Origin of the sequence: Amycolatopsis sp. NPDC021455, from assembly GCF_040640995.1 — a bacterium.
Classification (GTDB): domain Bacteria; phylum Actinomycetota; class Actinomycetes; order Mycobacteriales; family Pseudonocardiaceae; genus Amycolatopsis.
Window position 1 is genome coordinate 88,528 of the sequence record NZ_JBFACT010000014.1, and the last position, 16,670, is coordinate 105,197.

Below are 16,670 nucleotides of genomic sequence, written 5' to 3' on the forward strand. Positions count from 1 at the left end.
CCACCTGCGCGATGGGGAGGCCTTCGGGGCGGAAAACCTTACGCCTGCGTCATCTTCCGCAGCACGTACTGCAGGATGCCGCCGTTGCGGTAGTAGTCCGCCTCGCCCGGGGTGTCGATGCGGACGTCCGCGTCGAACTCCACCTTGGTGCCGTCTTCCTTGGTGGCGGTGACGTGCACCGTGCGCGGGGTCTCGCCGTCGTTCAGCTTCGTGATGCCCGCGATGTCGAACGTCTCGGTGCCGTCGAGGCCCAGCGACGAGGCCGACTCGCCCGCCGGGAACTGCAGCGGGATGACGCCCATGCCGATCAGGTTCGAGCGGTGGATGCGCTCGAACGACTCGGTGATCACCGCGCGGACGCCCAGCAGCGAGGTGCCCTTGGCCGCCCAGTCACGCGACGAGCCCGAGCCGTACTCCTTGCCGCCCAGCACGACCAGCGGGGTGCCCGCCTTCGCGTAGTTCTGCGCGGCGTCGTAGATGAACGCCTGCGGGGCACCCTCGACGGTGAAGTCGCGGGTGTAGCCGCCCTGCACGTCGTCCAGGAGCTGGTTGCGCAGCCGGATGTTCGCGAACGTGCCGCGGATCATCACCTCGTGGTTGCCGCGCCGCGAGCCGTAGGAGTTGAAGTCCTTCTTCTCCACGCCGTGCTCGGTCAGGTACTGCGCGGCCGGGGTGCCCGGCTTGATCGCGCCGGCGGGGGAGATGTGGTCGGTGGTGACCGAGTCGCCCAGCTTCGCCAGCACGCGCGCGCCGGTGATGTCGGTGACCGGGGCCGGCTCCGGCGTCATGCCCTCGAAGTACGGGGGCTTCCGCACGTAGGTGGACTCGGCGTCCCACTCGAAGGTCTTGCCCTCCGGGGTGGGCAGCGACTTCCAGCGCTCGCCGCCGTCGAAGACGTCGGCGTAGTCCTTGGTGAACATCTCCTGCGTGATCGCGTAGTCGATGGTCTCCTGGATCTCCTGCGCGGTCGGCCAGATGTCCTTGAGGAAGACGTCGTTGCCGTCGGTGTCCTGGCCCAGCGGCTGGGTCGCGAAGTCGAAGTCCATCGTGCCGGCCAGCGCGTAGGCGATGACCAGCGGCGGCGACGCGAGGTAGTTCATCTTCACGTCGGGGTTGATCCGGCCTTCGAAGTTCCGGTTGCCCGAGAGCACCGAGACCGCGGTGAGGTCGTTCTCCTGGATGGCCGCGGAGATCTCGTCCGAGAGCGGGCCGGAGTTGCCGATGCAGGTGGTGCAGCCGTAGCCGACCAGGTGGTAGCCCAGCTTCTCCAGGTACGGCCACAGGTTGGCCTTGGTGTAGTAGTCGGTGACGACCTGCGAGCCCGGCGCCATCGACGTCTTGACCCACGGCTTGACCGCGAGGCCCTTGTCCACGGCGTTGCGCGCGAGCAGCGCGGCACCGAGCATGACCGACGGGTTCGAGGTGTTCGTGCACGACGTGATCGAGGCGATCACCACGGCGCCGTGGTCGAGGACGAACTCGCCGCGATCCGGCGTCGAGACCTTGACCGGCTTGGACGGGCGGCCCGAGGCGCCGTTCGCGGCGGAGCTGGTCACCGGCGCGGCGTCGTCTTCGGCGAACGACAGCGACGGGGCGTCGCTGGCCGGGAACGACTCTTCGGAAGCCTCGTCCATCTTGGTGTGCGGCGTCAGGTCTTCGCCGTCGACGTAGTCGTGGATCGACTTGCGGAACGACGACTTCGCGTCCGACAGCTCGATGCGGTCCTGCGGGCGCTTCGGCCCGGCGATCGACGGGACGACCGTCGACAGGTCCAGCTCGAGGTACTCGGAGTACGACGCCTCGCGCGACGGGTCGTGCCAGAGGCCCTGCTCCTTGGCGTAGGCCTCGACCAGCGCGACCTGCTCCGCGGACCGGCCGGTCAGCTTGAGGTAGCGGACGGTCTCCTCGTCGATCGGGAAGATCGCCGCGGTGGAGCCGAACTCCGGGCTCATGTTGCCGATGGTGGCGCGGTTGGCCAGCGGCACCTGGGCGACGCTCTCGCCGTAGAACTCGACGAACTTGCCGACCACGCCGTGGCGGCGCAGCATCTCGGTGATGGTGAGCACGACGTCGGTGGCGGTGACGCCGGCCGGGATCTCGCCGGTCAGCTTGAAGCCGACGACGCGCGGGATGAGCATCGACACCGGCTGGCCCAGCATGGCCGCCTCGGCCTCGATGCCGCCGACGCCCCAGCCCAGCACGCCCAGGCCGTTGACCATGGTGGTGTGCGAGTCGGTGCCGACGCAGGAGTCGGGGTAGGCCTGCCCGTTGCGGGCCATCACCGTACGCGCGAGGTGCTCGATGTTGACCTGGTGCACGATGCCGGTGCCCGGCGGGACGACCTTGAACTCGTCGAAGGCGCCCTGGCCCCAGCGCAGGAACTGGTAGCGCTCGCGGTTGCGCTCGTACTCGATCTCGACGTTGCGCTCGAAGGCGTCGGCGCGGCCGAAGACGTCGATGATCACGGAGTGGTCGATGACCAGCTCGGCCGGGGCGAGGGGGTTGACCTTGTCGGGGTCGCCGCCGAGGTCGGTGACCGCTTCGCGCATGGTGGCGAGGTCGACGACGCAGGGCACGCCGGTGAAGTCCTGCATGATCACGCGCGCGGGCGTGAACTGGATCTCGATCGACGGGTCGGCGCTGGGGTCCCACGAGCCGAGCGCGCGGATGTGGTCGGCGGTGATGTTCGCGCCGTCCTCGGTGCGCAGCAGGTTCTCGAGCAGGATCTTCAGGCTGTAGGGCAGGCGCTCGGCGCCCTCGACCTTGTTCAGGCGGAACACCTCGTACGAGGCGTCGCCGACCTTCAGCGTGTCTTTGGCGCCGAAGCTGTCCTTGCTGGCAGGTGCGGTCACGTCTAACTCCAGTGGCATGGACTTCCGCGCCGGTGCGGCGGTCGAGTCCCGGGTCAGTTCGGTCGGGTTCGGTGGCAGCGAGTCTTGCGCACCCCCACCGTAGGACCGGATTCGGGATGCCACACCTCGCGGCACCTCAAACAGTACGCGTGTCCTGTTTGGCGGACAAGACGACACGCGGTGTGGGCTGCGCCATCCGATACGGGGGTCCCTCAATGAGGGGAATTGGTGCCTACGTTGTGTAAGTTTCCGCTGATGCTTGTGATAGTGGTGTGACTGCAGTGACACGCGGTGTGCGCTGGTGAGCGGAGGTGGCGGTCTTGTTTGGACGGTGCGGGAGGCCGAGGGTGCCGCGCGTCCGCCGGGGACTCAGCGTGAGCACGCTCACGCTGGTGATCTTGTTCGGCGCCGGTGGCACGGGCCTCGCGGCGCCCCCGCCGCCGCCCAACCCGAGCGACTCCGAGATCGACGCGAGCAAGGCCGACGCGAACGCGAAGGCGGGCGAGGTCGGCCGGCTGACCAACCAGCTGGCCCAGGCCGAGCAGAAGCTGTCGCAGCTGCAGGACGACGTCGAGCTCAAGCAGGAAGAGGCCAACAAGGCCCTGGTGGACCTGCAGACCGCGCAGGACGCCGCGGCGCAGGCGGAGAACGACGCGAAGGCCGCCCGGACCGAGGCCGACGCGGCGGCTGCGGCGATCGAGAAGGCCCGCGACGACCTCAAGTCCTTCGCCGCCGCGAGCTTCCAGCAGGGCAGCACGGTCGGCTCGCTGTCGGCGTACCTCAGCGCCGACAGTCCCAAGGACATGCTCGCCCGCGCGCAGCTCCTCGACGCCGTCGGCGGCGACCGGCTCAACGCCCTCGACCGGCTCCAGCAGGCGCAGACCGAGAAGTCGAACAAGGACTCGGCGGCCCGCAAGGCCGCCGAGATCGCGCGGCAGAAGCAGGACGCCGCGCGCCAGGCCAAGAGCGGCGCCGACGCCGCGCAGGCCGCCGCCGTGCGGGCGCAGGACGACCAGGCGTCGCAGAACACGCAGCTCGAGAAGAACAAATCCGACGTCGAGCAGCAGCTCTACGCCGCGCAGACCAAGGTCAGCGGCCTGCAGGGGCAGCGGCAGCGCTACCAGGACTGGCTCGCCCAGAAGCAGCGCGAGGACGAGGAACGGGCCCGCCAGGCCGCCCTTGCCGCGGCTGGAGGCAAGGGCCGTCCGGCGGGTGGCCCGGCGCCGTCGGGCCCGGCGGGCTCGTCGATCGAGGCGGTGATCGCGCGGGCGCTGTCGCGGCTCGGCATGCCGTACGCCTGGGGTGGCGGCAACGCGAGCGGTCCGACGCGCGGCATCCGCGACGGTGGTGTGGCCGACAGCTACGGCGACTACAACAAGATCGGCTTCGACTGCTCCGGCCTGATGATCTACGCCTTCGCCGGGGTCCGTTCGCTGCCGCACTACAGCGGTTACCAGTACTCGGCGGGACGGCAGGTGCCGCTGTCCCAGATGCGCCGCGGCGACCTGCTGTTCTGGGGCGGGCCGGGCGGCATCCACCACGTCGCGCTCTACCTCGGCGGCGGCCAGATGGTCGAGGCACCGCAGTCCGGCCTGCGCGTCCGGATCGCGCCGGTGCGCTACGGCGGGATCATGCCGTACGCGACCCGCTTGATCGGCTGAAAACTCGCTCGACGCCGTCGCCGGGGACGCAGAGGATCACCGGGTGGACGACGAGCTGAACGCGCTGCGGCGCACCCGGATGCGCTGGAACGCGCCCCTGTCCGAGGTACACGGGGACCTGCTGCTCGACCGGATGGCCCTCGGCGACGGGCACCTGGCGGACCTGGGCTGCGGGTGGGGTGAGCTGCTGCTGCGTGCCGTCGCCCGGACGCCGGGCCTGCGGGGGACGGGCATCGACACCGATCCGGCCGCGCTCGCCCGGGGCCGGTCGGCGGCGCGCGACCGCGGACACGCCGGGCAGGTCGAGTTCGCCGAGGCCGACGCCGCGGCCTGGCCCGGTCCGGCCGACCGGGTCTTCTGCATCGGCGCGTCCCACGCCTTCGGCTCGACGAAGGCGGCGCTGGACCGGCTCGGCCGGGTCGTGGCCCCGGGCGGCCGCCTGCTCTTCGGCGACGGGTATTGGGCGGCCCCGCCGTCGCCGAAGGCGCTGGAGATCTTCGGAGACGACATCCTGCCGCTGCCGGACCTCCTCGACGCCACCGCCGCGGCGGGCTGGCAGGTGCTGCACTTCAGCACCGCCGACCAGCGGGAATGGGACGACTTCGAGTCCACCTCGCGGGCCGCCCTGACGGAGTGGCTCCTGGCCCACCCGGCCGACCCGCGGGCGGCGGAGGTGCGGGAGTGGGCCGGCGGGCGGTTGCGCGAGTACGTCCGCGACTACCGCGGCGTGCTGGGCTTCGCCTACCTCGTGCTGGGCCGCTGAGGCCGGGCGGGGTGCAAGCCTTGCCTTCAGGCGCGAACCAGGCGCTGCCGGGCGCGCTCGGCGACCCCGGAGCCGACCGTACGCGGGCTTCACCTGCCCCGTGCCGGGCCGCTAGTGTTCCCGGGATGCGCTACGCGGGGATCGTGGTGGCCGGGGGCTCGGCCCGCAGGTTGTCCGGTGTGGACAAACCCGCCCTCTCGGTGGGCGGGAAACCCTTGCTGACCCGCGCGATCCACGCCCTCGAGGGCGCCGAGCGGGTGATCGCCGTCGGGCCGCGGCGGCCCGGCTTCGACGTCGTGTGGACCCGGGAAGCCGTGCCGGGCAGCGGTCCCGTGGCGGCGCTGGCCGCCGGGCTGGTCTTCGTGCCCGACGACGTCGAGGCGGTCGCCGTGCTGGCCGCCGACCTGCCCGGGGTCCGCAAGTCCACAGTGGACCGCCTGGTCTCGGCGATCGGCCCCGGCGACGGCGCCGTCCTGGTCGACGCGGCGGGACGGCGGCAGTGGCTGCTCGGCGCCTGGCGGGTCGCGGCGCTGCTGGCGGCACTTCCGGAGCAGGTCGAGAACGCGTCGGTGCGTCGCGTGCTGGGCGGGCTGGCCGTCACCGAGGTGCCGGCCGAACGGGGCGAAGCGGACGACATCGACACCCCCGAGGACCTCGAACGCCACCGCTGAGGGTGGGAACCGGACGTCCTTCACAGATGTCACACCGGTGACCGTGTTGGCTGATCGTGGGCGCCCGCGTGCCGGACGGACGAACGACCGGGGGACGCAGTACGGTCGCACCGCGTGATCACCGTCGCGGGGGCGGCGCACGAGATTTCGAGGAGGCAGAGTGACCGAGCCCGGCTACGCCGAGGGCGGGAACGGGCAGCAGCCCGCGACCCCGGCCCGGGACGCCCAGTTGCTGGAGCGGACCGTGTTCGAGGTCAAGCGGATCATCGTCGGCCAGGACCGCCTGGTCGAGCGGATGCTGGTCGGCCTGCTGGCCAAGGGCCACCTGCTGCTCGAAGGCGTGCCCGGCGTGGCGAAGACCCTCGCCGTCGAGACGTTCGCGAGGGTCGTCGGCGGCTCGTTCTCCCGCGTCCAGTTCACCCCCGACCTGGTGCCCGCCGACATCCTCGGCACCCGGATCTACCGCCAGGGCGCCGAGCGCTTCGACGTCGAGCTCGGCCCGGTCGTGGCCAACTTCGTGCTCGCCGACGAGATCAACCGCGCGCCCGCCAAGGTCCAGTCGGCGATGCTCGAGGTGATGGCCGAGCGGCACGTGTCGATCGGCGGGCAGACGTTCCCGATGCCCGACCCGTTCCTCGTGCTCGCCACGCAGAACCCGATCGAGAACGAGGGCGTGTACCCGCTGCCGGAAGCCCAGCGCGACCGGTTCCTGTTCAAGATCGTCGTCGAGTACCCCTCCGCCGAGGAGGAGCGCGAGATCATCTACCGGATGGGCGTCACCCCGCCCACCCCGCACGAGGTGCTCAGCCCCGGCGAGCTGGTCCGGCTGCAGGGCGTCGCGTCGCAGGTGTTCGTGCACCACGCGCTGGTCGACTACGTCGTCCGGCTGGTGCTGACCACCCGCACGCCGAACGAGCACGGCCTCGCCGACGTCGCCGGCTGGGTCTCCTACGGCGCTTCGCCGCGCGCGAGCCTGGGCATCATCGCCGCCGCGCGGGCGCTGGCCCTGGTCCGCGGCCGCGACTACGTGCTGCCGCAGGACGTCGTCGACGTCGTGCCGGACGTGCTGCGCCACCGGCTCGTGCTGTCCTACGACGCGCTGGCCGACGGCGTGCCGATCGACCACATCATCACGCGGGTGCTGCAGACCGTGCCGCTGCCGCAGGTCTCGGCCCGGCCGCAGGGCGGCCCCGGCCAGGGCGGCCCGGTTCCGGCGGGCGCGCCGGTCAGGTAACCCCGCGATGGCGAAGAACGAGAAGGGCAGCCGCCCTTCGTGGGCGCCCCCGGTGCTGCGGGGCGACCGGATGGAAGCCGGGCTCCGGACGCTGGAGCTCGACGTCCGCCGCCGGCTCGACGGGCTGCTGCAGGGCAACCACCTCGGCCTGGTGCCGGGGCCGGGGTCCGAGCCCGGCGAGGCCCGCCCGTACCAGCCCGGCGACGACGTGCGCCGGATGGACTGGGCGGTCACCGCCCGCACCACGACCCCGCACATCCGCGAGACCGTGGCCGACCGCGAGCTGGAGACGTGGGTGGTCGCCGACCTGTCGGCGAGCCTCGACTTCGGCACCGCGCTGTGCGAGAAGCGCGACCTGGTGGTCTGCGCCGTCGCGGCGGTCGCCCACCTCACCGGGGGCGGCGGCAACCGGATCGGCGCGCTGATCTCCACCGGCGCCGACACCACCCGCATCCCGGCGCGCGGCGGCCTGGCGCACGCGCGCGGTCTGGTCCGGAAGCTGGCGGAGACGCCACGCGCGCCCGAGGGCACCCGGGGCGACTTCGCGCTGGCCCTGGAACAGCTGCGCCGCCCGCCGCGCCGCCGTGGCCTGGCCGTGGTGATCTCCGACTTCCTGGGCGACGCGTCCTGGGAGCGGCCGCTGCGGGCGCTGGGCGGGCGCCACGAACTGATCGCGATCGAAGTCCTCGACCCGCGCGACGTCGACCTGCCCGAGGTGGGCACCGTCGTGCTGGCCGACCCGGAGACAGGGAAACAACGCGAAGTGCACGCTTCGGCCTTGCTGCGCAAGGAGTTCGGGGCCGCGGCCCACGCCCACCGGCAGAAGGTGGCGGCCGGCCTGCGGCGGGCGGGTGCGGCGCACCTGACGCTGCGCACGGACGCCGACTGGATCGCCGACATGGTGCGGTTCGTCGTCGCCCGCAAGCGCCGCTGGTCCGGGGGTGTCGCGTGAGGGAGCTTGCGACCGAACCCTTCGACACAGCGTTGCCGGCTCAGGCCGCACCGAGCGTCAGCGAGGTGTGCGCATGAGTTTGACCGGCTTTGCCGCGCCCTGGTGGTTCCTGCTCCTGATCGCCGTGGCCGCGGTCGCCGTCGGGTACGTCCTGGCGCAGCGCGCGCGCCGGAAGCGGATGATCCGGTTCGCGAACCTCGACCTCCTGGAGAAGGTCGCGCCGAAGAGCCAGGGCTGGGTCCGGCACCTGCCCGCGGTGCTGATCGTGCTGTCGCTGCTGCTGCTCACCGTGGCGCTCGCGGGACCGACCGCCGAGCAGAAGGTGCCGCGCAACCGGGCGACCGTGATGCTGGTGATCGACGTCTCGCTGTCGATGGAGGCCACCGACGTCCTCCCGACGCGGCTGAAGGCGGCGCAGGAGGCGGCGACGAGCTTCGCGCGGAACATGACGCCGGGCATCAACCTGGGCCTGATCTCGTTCGCGGGCACGGCGACGGTGCTGGTCAACCCGACGACCGACCGCAACGGCGTCATCAAGGCGATCGAGAACCTCAAGCTCGCGCAGTCGACGGCGACCGGGGAAGGCATCTTCGCGGCACTGCAGTCGATCGAGAGCTTCTCCACCGTCGTCGGCGGGGCCGACGGGCCGCCGCCCGCGCGGATCGTGCTGATGTCCGACGGGAAGCAGACCGTGCCCGAGGACCTGTACGCGGCCCGCGGCGGGTACACCGCGGCGCAGGCGGCGAAGCAGGCCGGCGTGCCGATCTCGTCGATCTCCTTCGGCACGACGCACGGTTCGGTCACCATCGACGACAAGCAGCAGCCGGTGAGCGTGGACGACGAGTCCCTGCGCGAAATCGCCCGGCTGTCGGGCGGCGACTTCTACAAGGCGGCCAGCGCCGAGGAGCTGAAGAAGGTCTACGCCGACCTCGGCGAGCAGATCGGCTACGAGCTGAAGGACGCCGACGCGAGCAAGCCGTGGCTCGTGGCCGGCACGCTGATCCTCATGATCGGCGCGGCGGCCAGCCTGTTCTTCGGGCAGAGACTGCCGTGACTCAGGCTCGGCGGACGCCGTAGAGGCTTCCGCCGAGCAGGGTCGCCCCGGAGAGGACGCCGCTGACGAACGGCACCCACGGCAGGCGCCGAACCGCTCAGGACCAGGCACTCTCGGGTCGGCTGGTGTCCAGTCCGTTGGCTTCCGCTTCGCGGACGACTTGCAGATCGTGGTCGTCGAGGATCCGACTGATCACGACGTTCTCCAAGCCGGCGCGCTTGGAGCGGGCGTACAACGCGCTGGCTTGGTTCTCCAGCTGACGCGGCGCGAAGACAACGTTGGCGCCGGGCACCTTTGTCATGGAATCTCCCTGGGTGTCCTTCACCCCTTCCTGAGGAGAACCGGCCCGGTCGGGCAGGACCACCGCGGTCAATGGCGACTCAGGCTCGGCGGACGCCGTAGAGGCTTCCGCCGAGCAGGGTCGCCCCGGAGAGGACGCCGCTGACGAACGGCACCCACTCCGCGGCGCTCCCGAGAAGGACGAGACCGGCCACGCCGAGCACGGTCAGGACCGCGCCGACCACCAGGATCGAGCGGGCCTTCCACGCGGACGCCAGCGCGACGAAGTGCAGGCCGACGACCGTCGCGATCCAGGCGACGTTCGCCTGCACCGGCGCGTCGAGGAGGCTGAGCACGAAGAACCCGGCGACGAGCAGCACGAGCTCACCGGCGACGACGACCCGGTAGCTCGGTCCGAACATCGGCCGTCCGTCGAGCGTCGGCCGCCCGCTGGCGCGGACACCGAGGACCACCACGGCCGCGAGCGCCACGACGGCGAGCGCGCGCAGCACCCACGCGGCCGCCGCGGGGAGCGGGGCGCCCGAGTTGACGAGGACGAAGACGGTGCCGAACGCGGCGCCGATGAGCGCCCCCAGGAACTGCTGTCGCATCCGGCGAACCTACCGGAGCGGATCATCGGCCCGGGCCGCCCGGTGGCGCGGGTCAGGCGGCGTGCGGCGCGCCCGGATCCGACTCCCAGACCGACACGTGTTTGGTGCTTCCAGCGGTGAGTTCGGAACGGTCCCAGTCCGCCCAGCGGTACTTCAGCTTCATCCCGGCGATGCGCGCCATGAGGTCCAGCTCGGCCGGCCAGGCGTACCGGAACGGAATGCGGCGGAACCGCCCCGTCCCGTCCGGGGAGACGGTGACGTGGTTCGACGTGAACTCCTGCGTGACGACGTCGTACTGGTCGAATCCGGCGTAGCCGCCGCCGTCGGCGCCGGGCGCCACCGCGAACGGGACGGTGTCCTGCCCGGGTGGCAGGCGGCGCAGGTCCGGGAGGCCCGTTTCGACGAGGAACAACCCGCCCGGCCGCAGGTGGGCGGCCGCGTTGCGGAAGACGTCGACCTGCCCGTCCTGCGTCGTCACGTTGCTGATCGTGTTGTACACCAGGTAGACCATCGAGAACCGGCCGGGCACCCGCGTCGTCGTCATGTCGCCGATCGTGACCTCGACCGCGTCGCCGCCCGGCTTGCCCGCGAGCCGGGCGGCCATGGCCCGGCTCAGTTCGATGCCGCTGACCGGCACGCCGCGCGCGGCCAGCGGCACGGCGATCCGCCCGGTCCCGACTGCGAACTCGAGGACCGGGCCGTCGGCCAGGGCCTCGAGGACGTCCACCGCCGGCGTCACCGCCTCGGGTGCGTTCGCGCCGCCCGGGGCGTCGTAGCCCGCGGCCACGCTCTCGGGGAACCAGCCGTCCGCCGGGTCGTCGCCCGGGTTCGCCTCACCGATCACGGTCGGCGACACTACGCCCGGGACCGTGTGCTCCTCACGCCATTTTCGGCGCGACCGGCCGAGTGTCAGGCGTCCGGGACCGCGAACCCGTTCTGGCGCCAGGCTTCGTAGACCGTGATCGCCGCGGTGTTGGCGAGGTTGAGCGAGCGGCTCGTCGGCAGCATCGGCAGCCGCACGCGGTCGGTGACCTCGGGTGCGTCCTGGACCTCGGCGGGCAGTCCGACGGACTCCGGCCCGAACATCAGGACGTCCCCCGGCGCATACGCGACATCGGTGTACAGCCGGGTCGCCGAGGCGCTGAACGCGTAGACCTTCGCCGGCAGCAGCACTTCCCAGGCCGCGGCCAGCGAGGCGTGGACGCGCACCCGCGCGAGGTCGTGGTAGTCGAGCCCGGCGCGGCGCAGCTGCTTGTCTTCCAGGGTGAACCCGAGCGGCTCGACCAGGTGCAGCTCGCACCCGGTGTTGGCCGCCAGCCGGATCGCGTTGCCCGTGTTCGGCGGGATTTCCGGCTGGTAGAAGAGAACGCGGAACACGGCTCAGCCTTCCAGGAGGGCCGCGTAGACCTTGCGGACCGCGTCCGGCGGGGCCGTGGGCCGCAGCGTGGCGGGGTCGACGAAGACGTACCGGAGGGTCGCCGCCTGGACGAGTGTCTCGCCGCGGTGGATCTCGAAGTCGAAGACCAGCGACGTCGTGCCCAGGTGGTTCAGGTACTGCGAGACGACCAGGTCCTCGTCGTAGCGCGCCGGCGCGCGGAACTTGAGGTTCGCCTCCGCCACGACGACGTCGACGCCGTGGGCGAGGAGTTCGGCGTGCGAGCCGAACAGCGCCTTCTCCGCCTCGAAGGAACACATGTCCACATAGGCCAGGTAGTGGGCGTTGAAGACGATGCCCTGGCCGTCGCACTCGTGGTAGCGCACGCGCAGCGGCAGCTCGGCGATCGGGCGGCGGGGTCGGGTCACGCAGCCAATCTAGCGCTCAGCCGTGCAGCGACCGGTACGCGGCCGCCGCGCCCGGCTGCAGGGGTACCGGCTGCGTCCCGATCAGCGTCCGCACGTCGAGGAACTGCGTCCCGACGGCTTCCGCGGGCACCAGCGCGGTGGCGCGCTCGACGAGCAGCCGGACCACGGCCGCGGCGACGTCGCCGGGCAGCGAGGGCGAGCAGACGAGCAGGTTCGCGACGCCGATCGTGCCCAGCGCGCCGACCCCGCGGTAGGCGCCGTCGGGCACCTGGACCTGGTCGTACACCGGCCCGTACGCGGCGCGCAGCGCGGGCACCACCGAGTCCAGCGGCAGCAGCGCGATCGGCGTCGTGCGGGTGAGGTCGGCGAGCTTCGGGGTCGGCACCCCGCCCGACCACAGCAGGGCGTCGACGCGCCGGCCGGCCAGCGCGCGGACGGCGTCGTCGAACAGCAGGTGCCGGGCGTCGACCGCGACGCCCGCCTTGGCGAACAGGCGCTCGCCGAGCTGCGCCGCCCCCGAGCCGCTCGCGCCCAGGGAGACCGGACGGCCCGCCAGGTCGGCGATTCGCCGCACCGGCCCGTCGGCCCGGACCACGAGCTGCAGGTAGTTCTCGTAGACGCGGCCGAGCGCGAGCAGCGGCACCGCTCCCGCGAACGGCGCGCCGCCACGCAGCGCGGTCTGGGCGACGTCGGCGAGGACGAGCCCGAGATCGGCTTGCCCGCGCTGCACGAGACCGACGTTGGCGACGCTCGCCTCGGTCGGCACGGCGGTGGCGTGCAGCAGCGGTTCCGCGCGGTTCAGCTCGGTGGCCAGCAGCTCGGCGAAGGCCAGGTAGAAGCCGCCCGGCTCGCCGGCGGCGATGGTCACCGTGCGTTCCGGGCCGGGGTAGCCGGACGTCGAGCAGCCGGTCAGGGCCAGGCCGAGGCCGCCGAGCAGGGCGGTGCGCCGGGTGAGTGTCATCGCGGCCCCTCCCACAGCGGCAGTGTGACGCGGGCTTCGAGCCCGTGGGGGAGCGCCTGGCGCAGTTCCAGGACCCCGCCGCGGGTCCGGACCTGCTGGTGGGCGATGGCGAGCCCGAGGCCGGTGCCGCGCGGGGCGCCTTCGCCGCCGGCGCGCCAGAACCGTTCGGTGGCCCTGGCCCGGTCCTCAGTGGACAGTCCGGGCCCGTCGTCGCGGACGACGAGCGTCGCGGTGTCCGGGCCGGCTTCCCAGTCCGTGGTGATCTTCGCGCCGCGGCCGGCGTAGTGGACGGCGTTGTCCAGCAGGACGTCGAGGATCTGGGCCAGCTCGCCCTCGGGGCAGCGCACGGTCACCGGCTCGTCGTGGCCGGGCGGCGGCACGATCGCCGAACCGGCGTCCTCGGCGGCCGGTCGCCAGGCGTCGACGCGCTCGGCGAGCACGGACGCCAGGTCGCACGCCTCGTCCGCGCCCCCGGCCGCGACCCGGGTCGCGGTGCTTTCCGCGAGCGCGAGCGCCAGCAACCCGTCGAGGAGCTTTTCCAGGCGCTCGACCTCGGCCACGGTCGCCCGGTAGGTCGTGTCGTCGCCCTCGATCCGCCCGGCCAGGGAGTCGACGCGCAGCCGCAGCGCGGCCATCGGGTTCCGCAGCTGGTGCGAGGCGTCGGCGACCAGCCGGTGCTGCTGCTCGGCGGCTTCGAGCACGGCCTCGGACATCCGGTTGACCTCGGCTGCCAGCGACCGCAGCTCGCGCGGCCCGGCGCGTTCGGGGACGTGCGCGCGGTGCCCGGCGGCCACGGCCAGCACGCCGGTCTCCAGCTCGTGCAGCGGCCGCACCATCCACCGGGCCAGCACCACGGCGAGCAGCACGAACACCACCGCGACGAGCAGGGCGCCGGCCCCGATGGTGCTCCAGCGGGTGGCGACGTCCGCGGCGGCCGCCGTCACCGACGCGCGCAGCACGACCACGCCGGACACCCGCGTGCCGGTGCCGACCGGCCGCGCGAAGTACGCCGATCCGGCCGACCACGGGCTCAGCCGCTCGACGCGCGGTGCCGGCTCGTTGCGCATCGCCGCCTCCACCAGCGCGTGCACCGCCGGGTCGCCCGCGGTCAGCCCGCCCGCCTGCACCAGCGGGGCGCGCCGGGCGTCGACGATGACCACGCCTTCGCCGTACAGCTGCGCGTAGCGTTCCGCATCGCCGGCCAAGGCCGCCGGGTCGCGGGTGTCCACGGCCTGCTGCGCCAGCACCACGAACCGGTCGACGTCGGCGGTGCGGGAGATGACGAGCTGCTGGGTGCGCTGCTCGGCGGTGGCGGTGAGCAGCGGCACGGCGAAGGCGGCGACCACCGCGAGGGCGAGGGCGACCAGGACCACCAGGAGCCGGGTGCGCACGGGTCAGTCCCGGCCGAGCCGGTAGCCGAAGCCGCGGATGGTGGTGAGCAACCCGGGCCGGTCGAGCTTGGCGCGCAGCCCGGTCAGATGGACGTCGAGCGAGCGCGACACCGCGAGGTAGGCGTCGCCCCAGACTTCGTCCATGAGCTGCTGGCGGCTGACCGCGGTGCCGGGGCGCGCGGCGAGCACGGCCAGGATCTCGAACTCCTTGGTCGTCAGCCCGACGTCGTGCCCGGCGACCAGGACCCGGCGGGCACCGAGGTCGATCTCGACGTCCTCGATCCGCACGACGTCCCCGGCGGGGGCGGTGCGGGCCACCGCGCGGCGCACGACGGCGTCCATCCGGGCCAGCAGCTCGGCCAGCCGCACCGGCTTGGTGAGGTAGTCGTCCGCGCCGAGCCGGAGCCCGCGCACGACGGACCGCTCGTCGCCGCGGGCGGTCAGGACGATGACCGGGACCGGCGAGACGGCCCGGATCTTGCGCAGGACGTCGAGGCCGTCGAGGTCGGGCAGCCCCAGGTCCAGCAGGACGAGGTCGGCGGCGCGGTGGTGGTGCAGGGCGTCGGCCCCGCGGGCGACGCTGGTGACCGGATGACCGCGCGCGTGCAGCGACTCGGCGAGCGCGCCGGCGACACCCGCGTCGTCTTCGACGAGGAGCACGCGCACGGCCATCCCCTTTAGCGCTCTTCGAGCTCCGAGGTCTTCGAGGTTTCCCGCATTGTGCCGTAGACGATCAGGGAGACCAGGACACAGCCCGCGACGTACCAGAAGAACACCGTTTCGTGCCCGGCGCTCTTCAGCGCCTGCGCGATGAGCTCCGCGGTGCCGCCGAAGATCGCCACCGTGAGCGCGTACGGCAGGCCGACGCCGAGCGCGCGGATCTTCGTCGGGAACAGCTCGGCCTTCACGATGGCGTTGATCGAGGTGTACCCGGCGACGATGACCAGCCCGGCCAGCACGAGGAAGAACGCACCGACGGGGTTGCGCGTCGAGCCCATCACCGTCATGAGCGGGACGGTGAGCAGGGTGCCGCCGATGCCGAAGAACAGCAGCAGCGGGCGGCGCCCGATCCGGTCGGACAGCCGGCCGAACACCGGCTGCAGGATCGCCGCGACCAGGATCGCGCAGAACAGCACGATGGTGACCTGCCGGCGCGGGATGTGCGCGGTGTTCTCCAGGAACTTCTGGCTGTAGGTGGCGAAGGTGTAGAAGCCGACGGTGCCGCCGAGGGTCAGGCCGACGACGAGGGCGATTTCCTTGGGGTACTTGGCCAGCGTGCGCAGCGTGCCGCGTTCGCCCTTGGGCTCTTCCGCTTCGCGCTGGTAGCTCTCGGACTCGTCCATGCCGCGGCGCAGCCACATCACGCTGAGTGCGGCGACGGTGCCGACGACGAACGCGATCCGCCAGCCCCACGACGTCAGCTGCTGCTCGGTGAGGAGTGCCTGCAGGATCAGCTGGAGACCCAGGGCGAGGAGCTGGCCGCCGTAGAGCGTCACGTACTGGAAGCTCGAGTAGAAGCCGCGCTTGCCGGGAGTGGCCACTTCGGACAGATAGGTCGCCGAGGTGGAGTACTCGCCGCCGACCGACAGGCCCTGGACGAGCCGCGCGATCAGCAGCAGGATCGGCGCGGCGATCCCGATGGTGTGATAGCTGGGCGTGACGGCGATGAGCAGCGAGCCGCCCGCCATGAGCGTCACGGAGAGAACGAGCGCGCTGCGGCGCCCGAACCGGTCGGCGAACCGCCCGAGCATCCACCCGCCCAGCGGCCGCATGAGGAACCCGACGGCGAACACGGCCGCGGACCCGAGGAACGCGGCCGTGGTGTCGGACGTCGGGAAGAAGGATTTGGCGAAGTAGGTGGTGAACGCCGCGTAGGCGTACCAGTCGTACCACTCGACCAAGTTGCCGATCGAGCCGCGCAGCACGTTGCCGATAACGCGCTTTTCGTTGACGGCCGCCGGGGTGGTGCCGCTGAGCCGGGTTGTCATCGTCGACCTCCTGTGTTGCGACTCACGGTGACCAACCGGGGGATGAGCGGCAAGGCGAGGAGGCAGTTCCTAACACGTGCTTAGGACGGTGACGTTCGTTCGCGTGGCATTACGGCGTCACCGCTCGATGCGAACGACCTCGTGTTGCTTCCGGCAGTTGCCGCCGCATGCCGTGGCGTCGATGAGCGCCTTTGCCGTTTCTGCCTCTTCGGCCGTCGCGAACAGGTGGACGGTCGTTATGCGCCGGTAGCTGGGCAGGCCGTAGTCGCGGGCACACGTGCTGACCGATGCAAACGGTCCGTCGCCGCCGACGTCGACCGGTATGCCTTTCTGGCTCCACGCGCACTCGGCGAAGGTCCTGTACGTGCGGTGCTTCTTCTCGCACTTATGCTTGCGGTACGTCTTCATGCTGGTCCTCGCATGCCGTGGATTGCCTCTCGGAGTTGCCGC

Annotated in this window: 17 protein-coding genes; 6 read left to right on the forward strand and 11 right to left on the reverse strand. The window is 72.1% G+C overall.

Features of this window, described 5'->3' with window-relative positions; all coding sequences use genetic code 11:
• Positions 1-38 precede the first annotated feature (38 nt).
• Positions 39-2,852: an aconitate hydratase gene (locus AB0G28_RS19195; RefSeq protein WP_361090100.1), complete on the reverse strand. Its 2,814-nt coding sequence runs from the start codon at positions 2,850-2,852 to the stop codon at positions 39-41.
• Positions 2,853-3,199: 347 nt separating this feature from the next.
• On the opposite strand from AB0G28_RS19195, the gene AB0G28_RS19200 reads away from it, so the two are divergent.
• From AB0G28_RS19200 to AB0G28_RS19225, 6 genes are all read left to right on the forward strand, one after another.
• Positions 3,200-4,513, forward strand: a complete 1,314-nt coding sequence (locus AB0G28_RS19200) for an NlpC/P60 family protein (protein WP_361090103.1) — start codon at positions 3,200-3,202, stop codon at positions 4,511-4,513.
• A gap of 43 nt (positions 4,514-4,556) precedes the next feature.
• A complete protein-coding gene (locus AB0G28_RS19205) occupies positions 4,557-5,276 on the forward strand; it encodes a class I SAM-dependent methyltransferase (protein WP_361090106.1) in 720 nt (239 codons plus the stop codon).
• 125 nt (positions 5,277-5,401) lie between these two features.
• Complete coding sequence (locus AB0G28_RS19210) at positions 5,402-5,947, forward strand: molybdenum cofactor guanylyltransferase (protein ID WP_361090109.1); 546 nt, start codon at positions 5,402-5,404, stop codon at positions 5,945-5,947.
• A gap of 160 nt (positions 5,948-6,107) precedes the next feature.
• Positions 6,108-7,181: a MoxR family ATPase gene (locus AB0G28_RS19215; RefSeq protein WP_361090112.1), complete on the forward strand. Its 1,074-nt coding sequence runs from the start codon at positions 6,108-6,110 to the stop codon at positions 7,179-7,181.
• 7 nt (positions 7,182-7,188) lie between these two features.
• Complete coding sequence (locus AB0G28_RS19220) at positions 7,189-8,133, forward strand: DUF58 domain-containing protein (RefSeq protein WP_361090115.1); 945 nt, start codon at positions 7,189-7,191, stop codon at positions 8,131-8,133.
• Between the two features lie 73 nt (positions 8,134-8,206).
• Entirely contained in the window at positions 8,207-9,187 is a 981-nt protein-coding gene (locus AB0G28_RS19225; RefSeq protein WP_361090117.1) for a VWA domain-containing protein, read from the forward strand.
• Between the two features lie 97 nt (positions 9,188-9,284).
• On the opposite strand, the gene AB0G28_RS19230 is transcribed toward AB0G28_RS19225, so the two are convergent.
• The 10 genes from AB0G28_RS19230 to AB0G28_RS19275 form a co-directional block, all read right to left on the reverse strand.
• On the reverse strand, positions 9,285-9,488 hold the full coding sequence (locus AB0G28_RS19230) for a hypothetical protein (protein ID WP_361090120.1): 204 nt from the start codon (positions 9,486-9,488) through the stop codon (positions 9,285-9,287).
• Between the two features lie 79 nt (positions 9,489-9,567).
• On the reverse strand, positions 9,568-10,077 hold the full coding sequence (locus AB0G28_RS19235) for a hypothetical protein (protein ID WP_361090123.1): 510 nt from the start codon (positions 10,075-10,077) through the stop codon (positions 9,568-9,570).
• Positions 10,078-10,129: 52 nt separating this feature from the next.
• Positions 10,130-10,921 (reverse strand): class I SAM-dependent methyltransferase, encoded by a 792-nt coding sequence (locus AB0G28_RS19240; RefSeq protein ID WP_361090126.1) that lies wholly within the window; start codon positions 10,919-10,921, stop codon positions 10,130-10,132.
• 65 nt (positions 10,922-10,986) lie between these two features.
• The gene (locus tag AB0G28_RS19245) at positions 10,987-11,454 is read right to left on the reverse strand and encodes a tRNA (cytidine(34)-2'-O)-methyltransferase (RefSeq protein ID WP_361090129.1); all 468 of its coding nucleotides are present in this window, start codon (positions 11,452-11,454) and stop codon (positions 10,987-10,989) included.
• A gap of 3 nt (positions 11,455-11,457) precedes the next feature.
• Entirely contained in the window at positions 11,458-11,880 is a 423-nt protein-coding gene (locus AB0G28_RS19250; RefSeq protein ID WP_361090132.1) for a thioesterase family protein, read from the reverse strand.
• Positions 11,881-11,896: 16 nt separating this feature from the next.
• Positions 11,897-12,841 (reverse strand): TAXI family TRAP transporter solute-binding subunit, encoded by a 945-nt coding sequence (locus AB0G28_RS19255; RefSeq protein WP_361090134.1) that lies wholly within the window; start codon positions 12,839-12,841, stop codon positions 11,897-11,899.
• Positions 12,838-14,232: a HAMP domain-containing sensor histidine kinase gene (locus AB0G28_RS19260; RefSeq protein WP_361090137.1), complete on the reverse strand. Its 1,395-nt coding sequence runs from the start codon at positions 14,230-14,232 to the stop codon at positions 12,838-12,840. The genes AB0G28_RS19255 and AB0G28_RS19260 overlap by 4 nt, the downstream gene beginning before the upstream one ends.
• Positions 14,233-14,235: 3 nt before the next feature.
• Positions 14,236-14,904: a response regulator transcription factor gene (locus tag AB0G28_RS19265; RefSeq protein ID WP_361090140.1), complete on the reverse strand. Its 669-nt coding sequence runs from the start codon at positions 14,902-14,904 to the stop codon at positions 14,236-14,238.
• Between the two features lie 5 nt (positions 14,905-14,909).
• The gene (locus tag AB0G28_RS19270; protein ID WP_361090143.1) at positions 14,910-16,220 is read right to left on the reverse strand and encodes an MFS transporter; all 1,311 of its coding nucleotides are present in this window, start codon (positions 16,218-16,220) and stop codon (positions 14,910-14,912) included.
• Positions 16,221-16,337: 117 nt separating this feature from the next.
• Positions 16,338-16,628 carry a hypothetical protein gene (locus tag AB0G28_RS19275; RefSeq protein WP_361090146.1) on the reverse strand — a complete coding sequence of 97 codons (291 nt, stop codon included), beginning with the start codon at positions 16,626-16,628 and terminating at the stop codon, positions 16,338-16,340.
• Positions 16,629-16,670: the final 42 nt, after the last annotated feature.

Bases quoted from the DNA above. Each gene is read 5' to 3' on its own strand.
- AB0G28_RS19210 (WP_361090109.1), top strand. From the start codon at position 5,402: ATGCGCTACGCGGGGATCGTGGTGGCCGGGGGCTCGGCCCGCAGGTTG.
- AB0G28_RS19220 (WP_361090115.1), top strand. From the start codon at position 7,189: ATGGCGAAGAACGAGAAGGGCAGCCGCCCTTCGTGGGCGCCCCCGGTG.
- AB0G28_RS19225 (WP_361090117.1), top strand. From the start codon at position 8,207: ATGAGTTTGACCGGCTTTGCCGCGCCCTGGTGGTTCCTGCTCCTGATC.
- AB0G28_RS19230 (WP_361090120.1), bottom strand. From the start codon at position 9,488: ATGACAAAGGTGCCCGGCGCCAACGTTGTCTTCGCGCCGCGTCAGCTG.
- AB0G28_RS19235 (WP_361090123.1), bottom strand. From the start codon at position 10,077: ATGCGACAGCAGTTCCTGGGGGCGCTCATCGGCGCCGCGTTCGGCACC.
- AB0G28_RS19255 (WP_361090134.1), bottom strand. From the start codon at position 12,841: ATGACACTCACCCGGCGCACCGCCCTGCTCGGCGGCCTCGGCCTGGCC.
- AB0G28_RS19265 (WP_361090140.1), bottom strand. From the start codon at position 14,904: ATGGCCGTGCGCGTGCTCCTCGTCGAAGACGACGCGGGTGTCGCCGGC.
- AB0G28_RS19270 (WP_361090143.1), bottom strand. From the start codon at position 16,220: ATGACAACCCGGCTCAGCGGCACCACCCCGGCGGCCGTCAACGAAAAG.
- AB0G28_RS19275 (WP_361090146.1), bottom strand. From the start codon at position 16,628: ATGAAGACGTACCGCAAGCATAAGTGCGAGAAGAAGCACCGCACGTAC.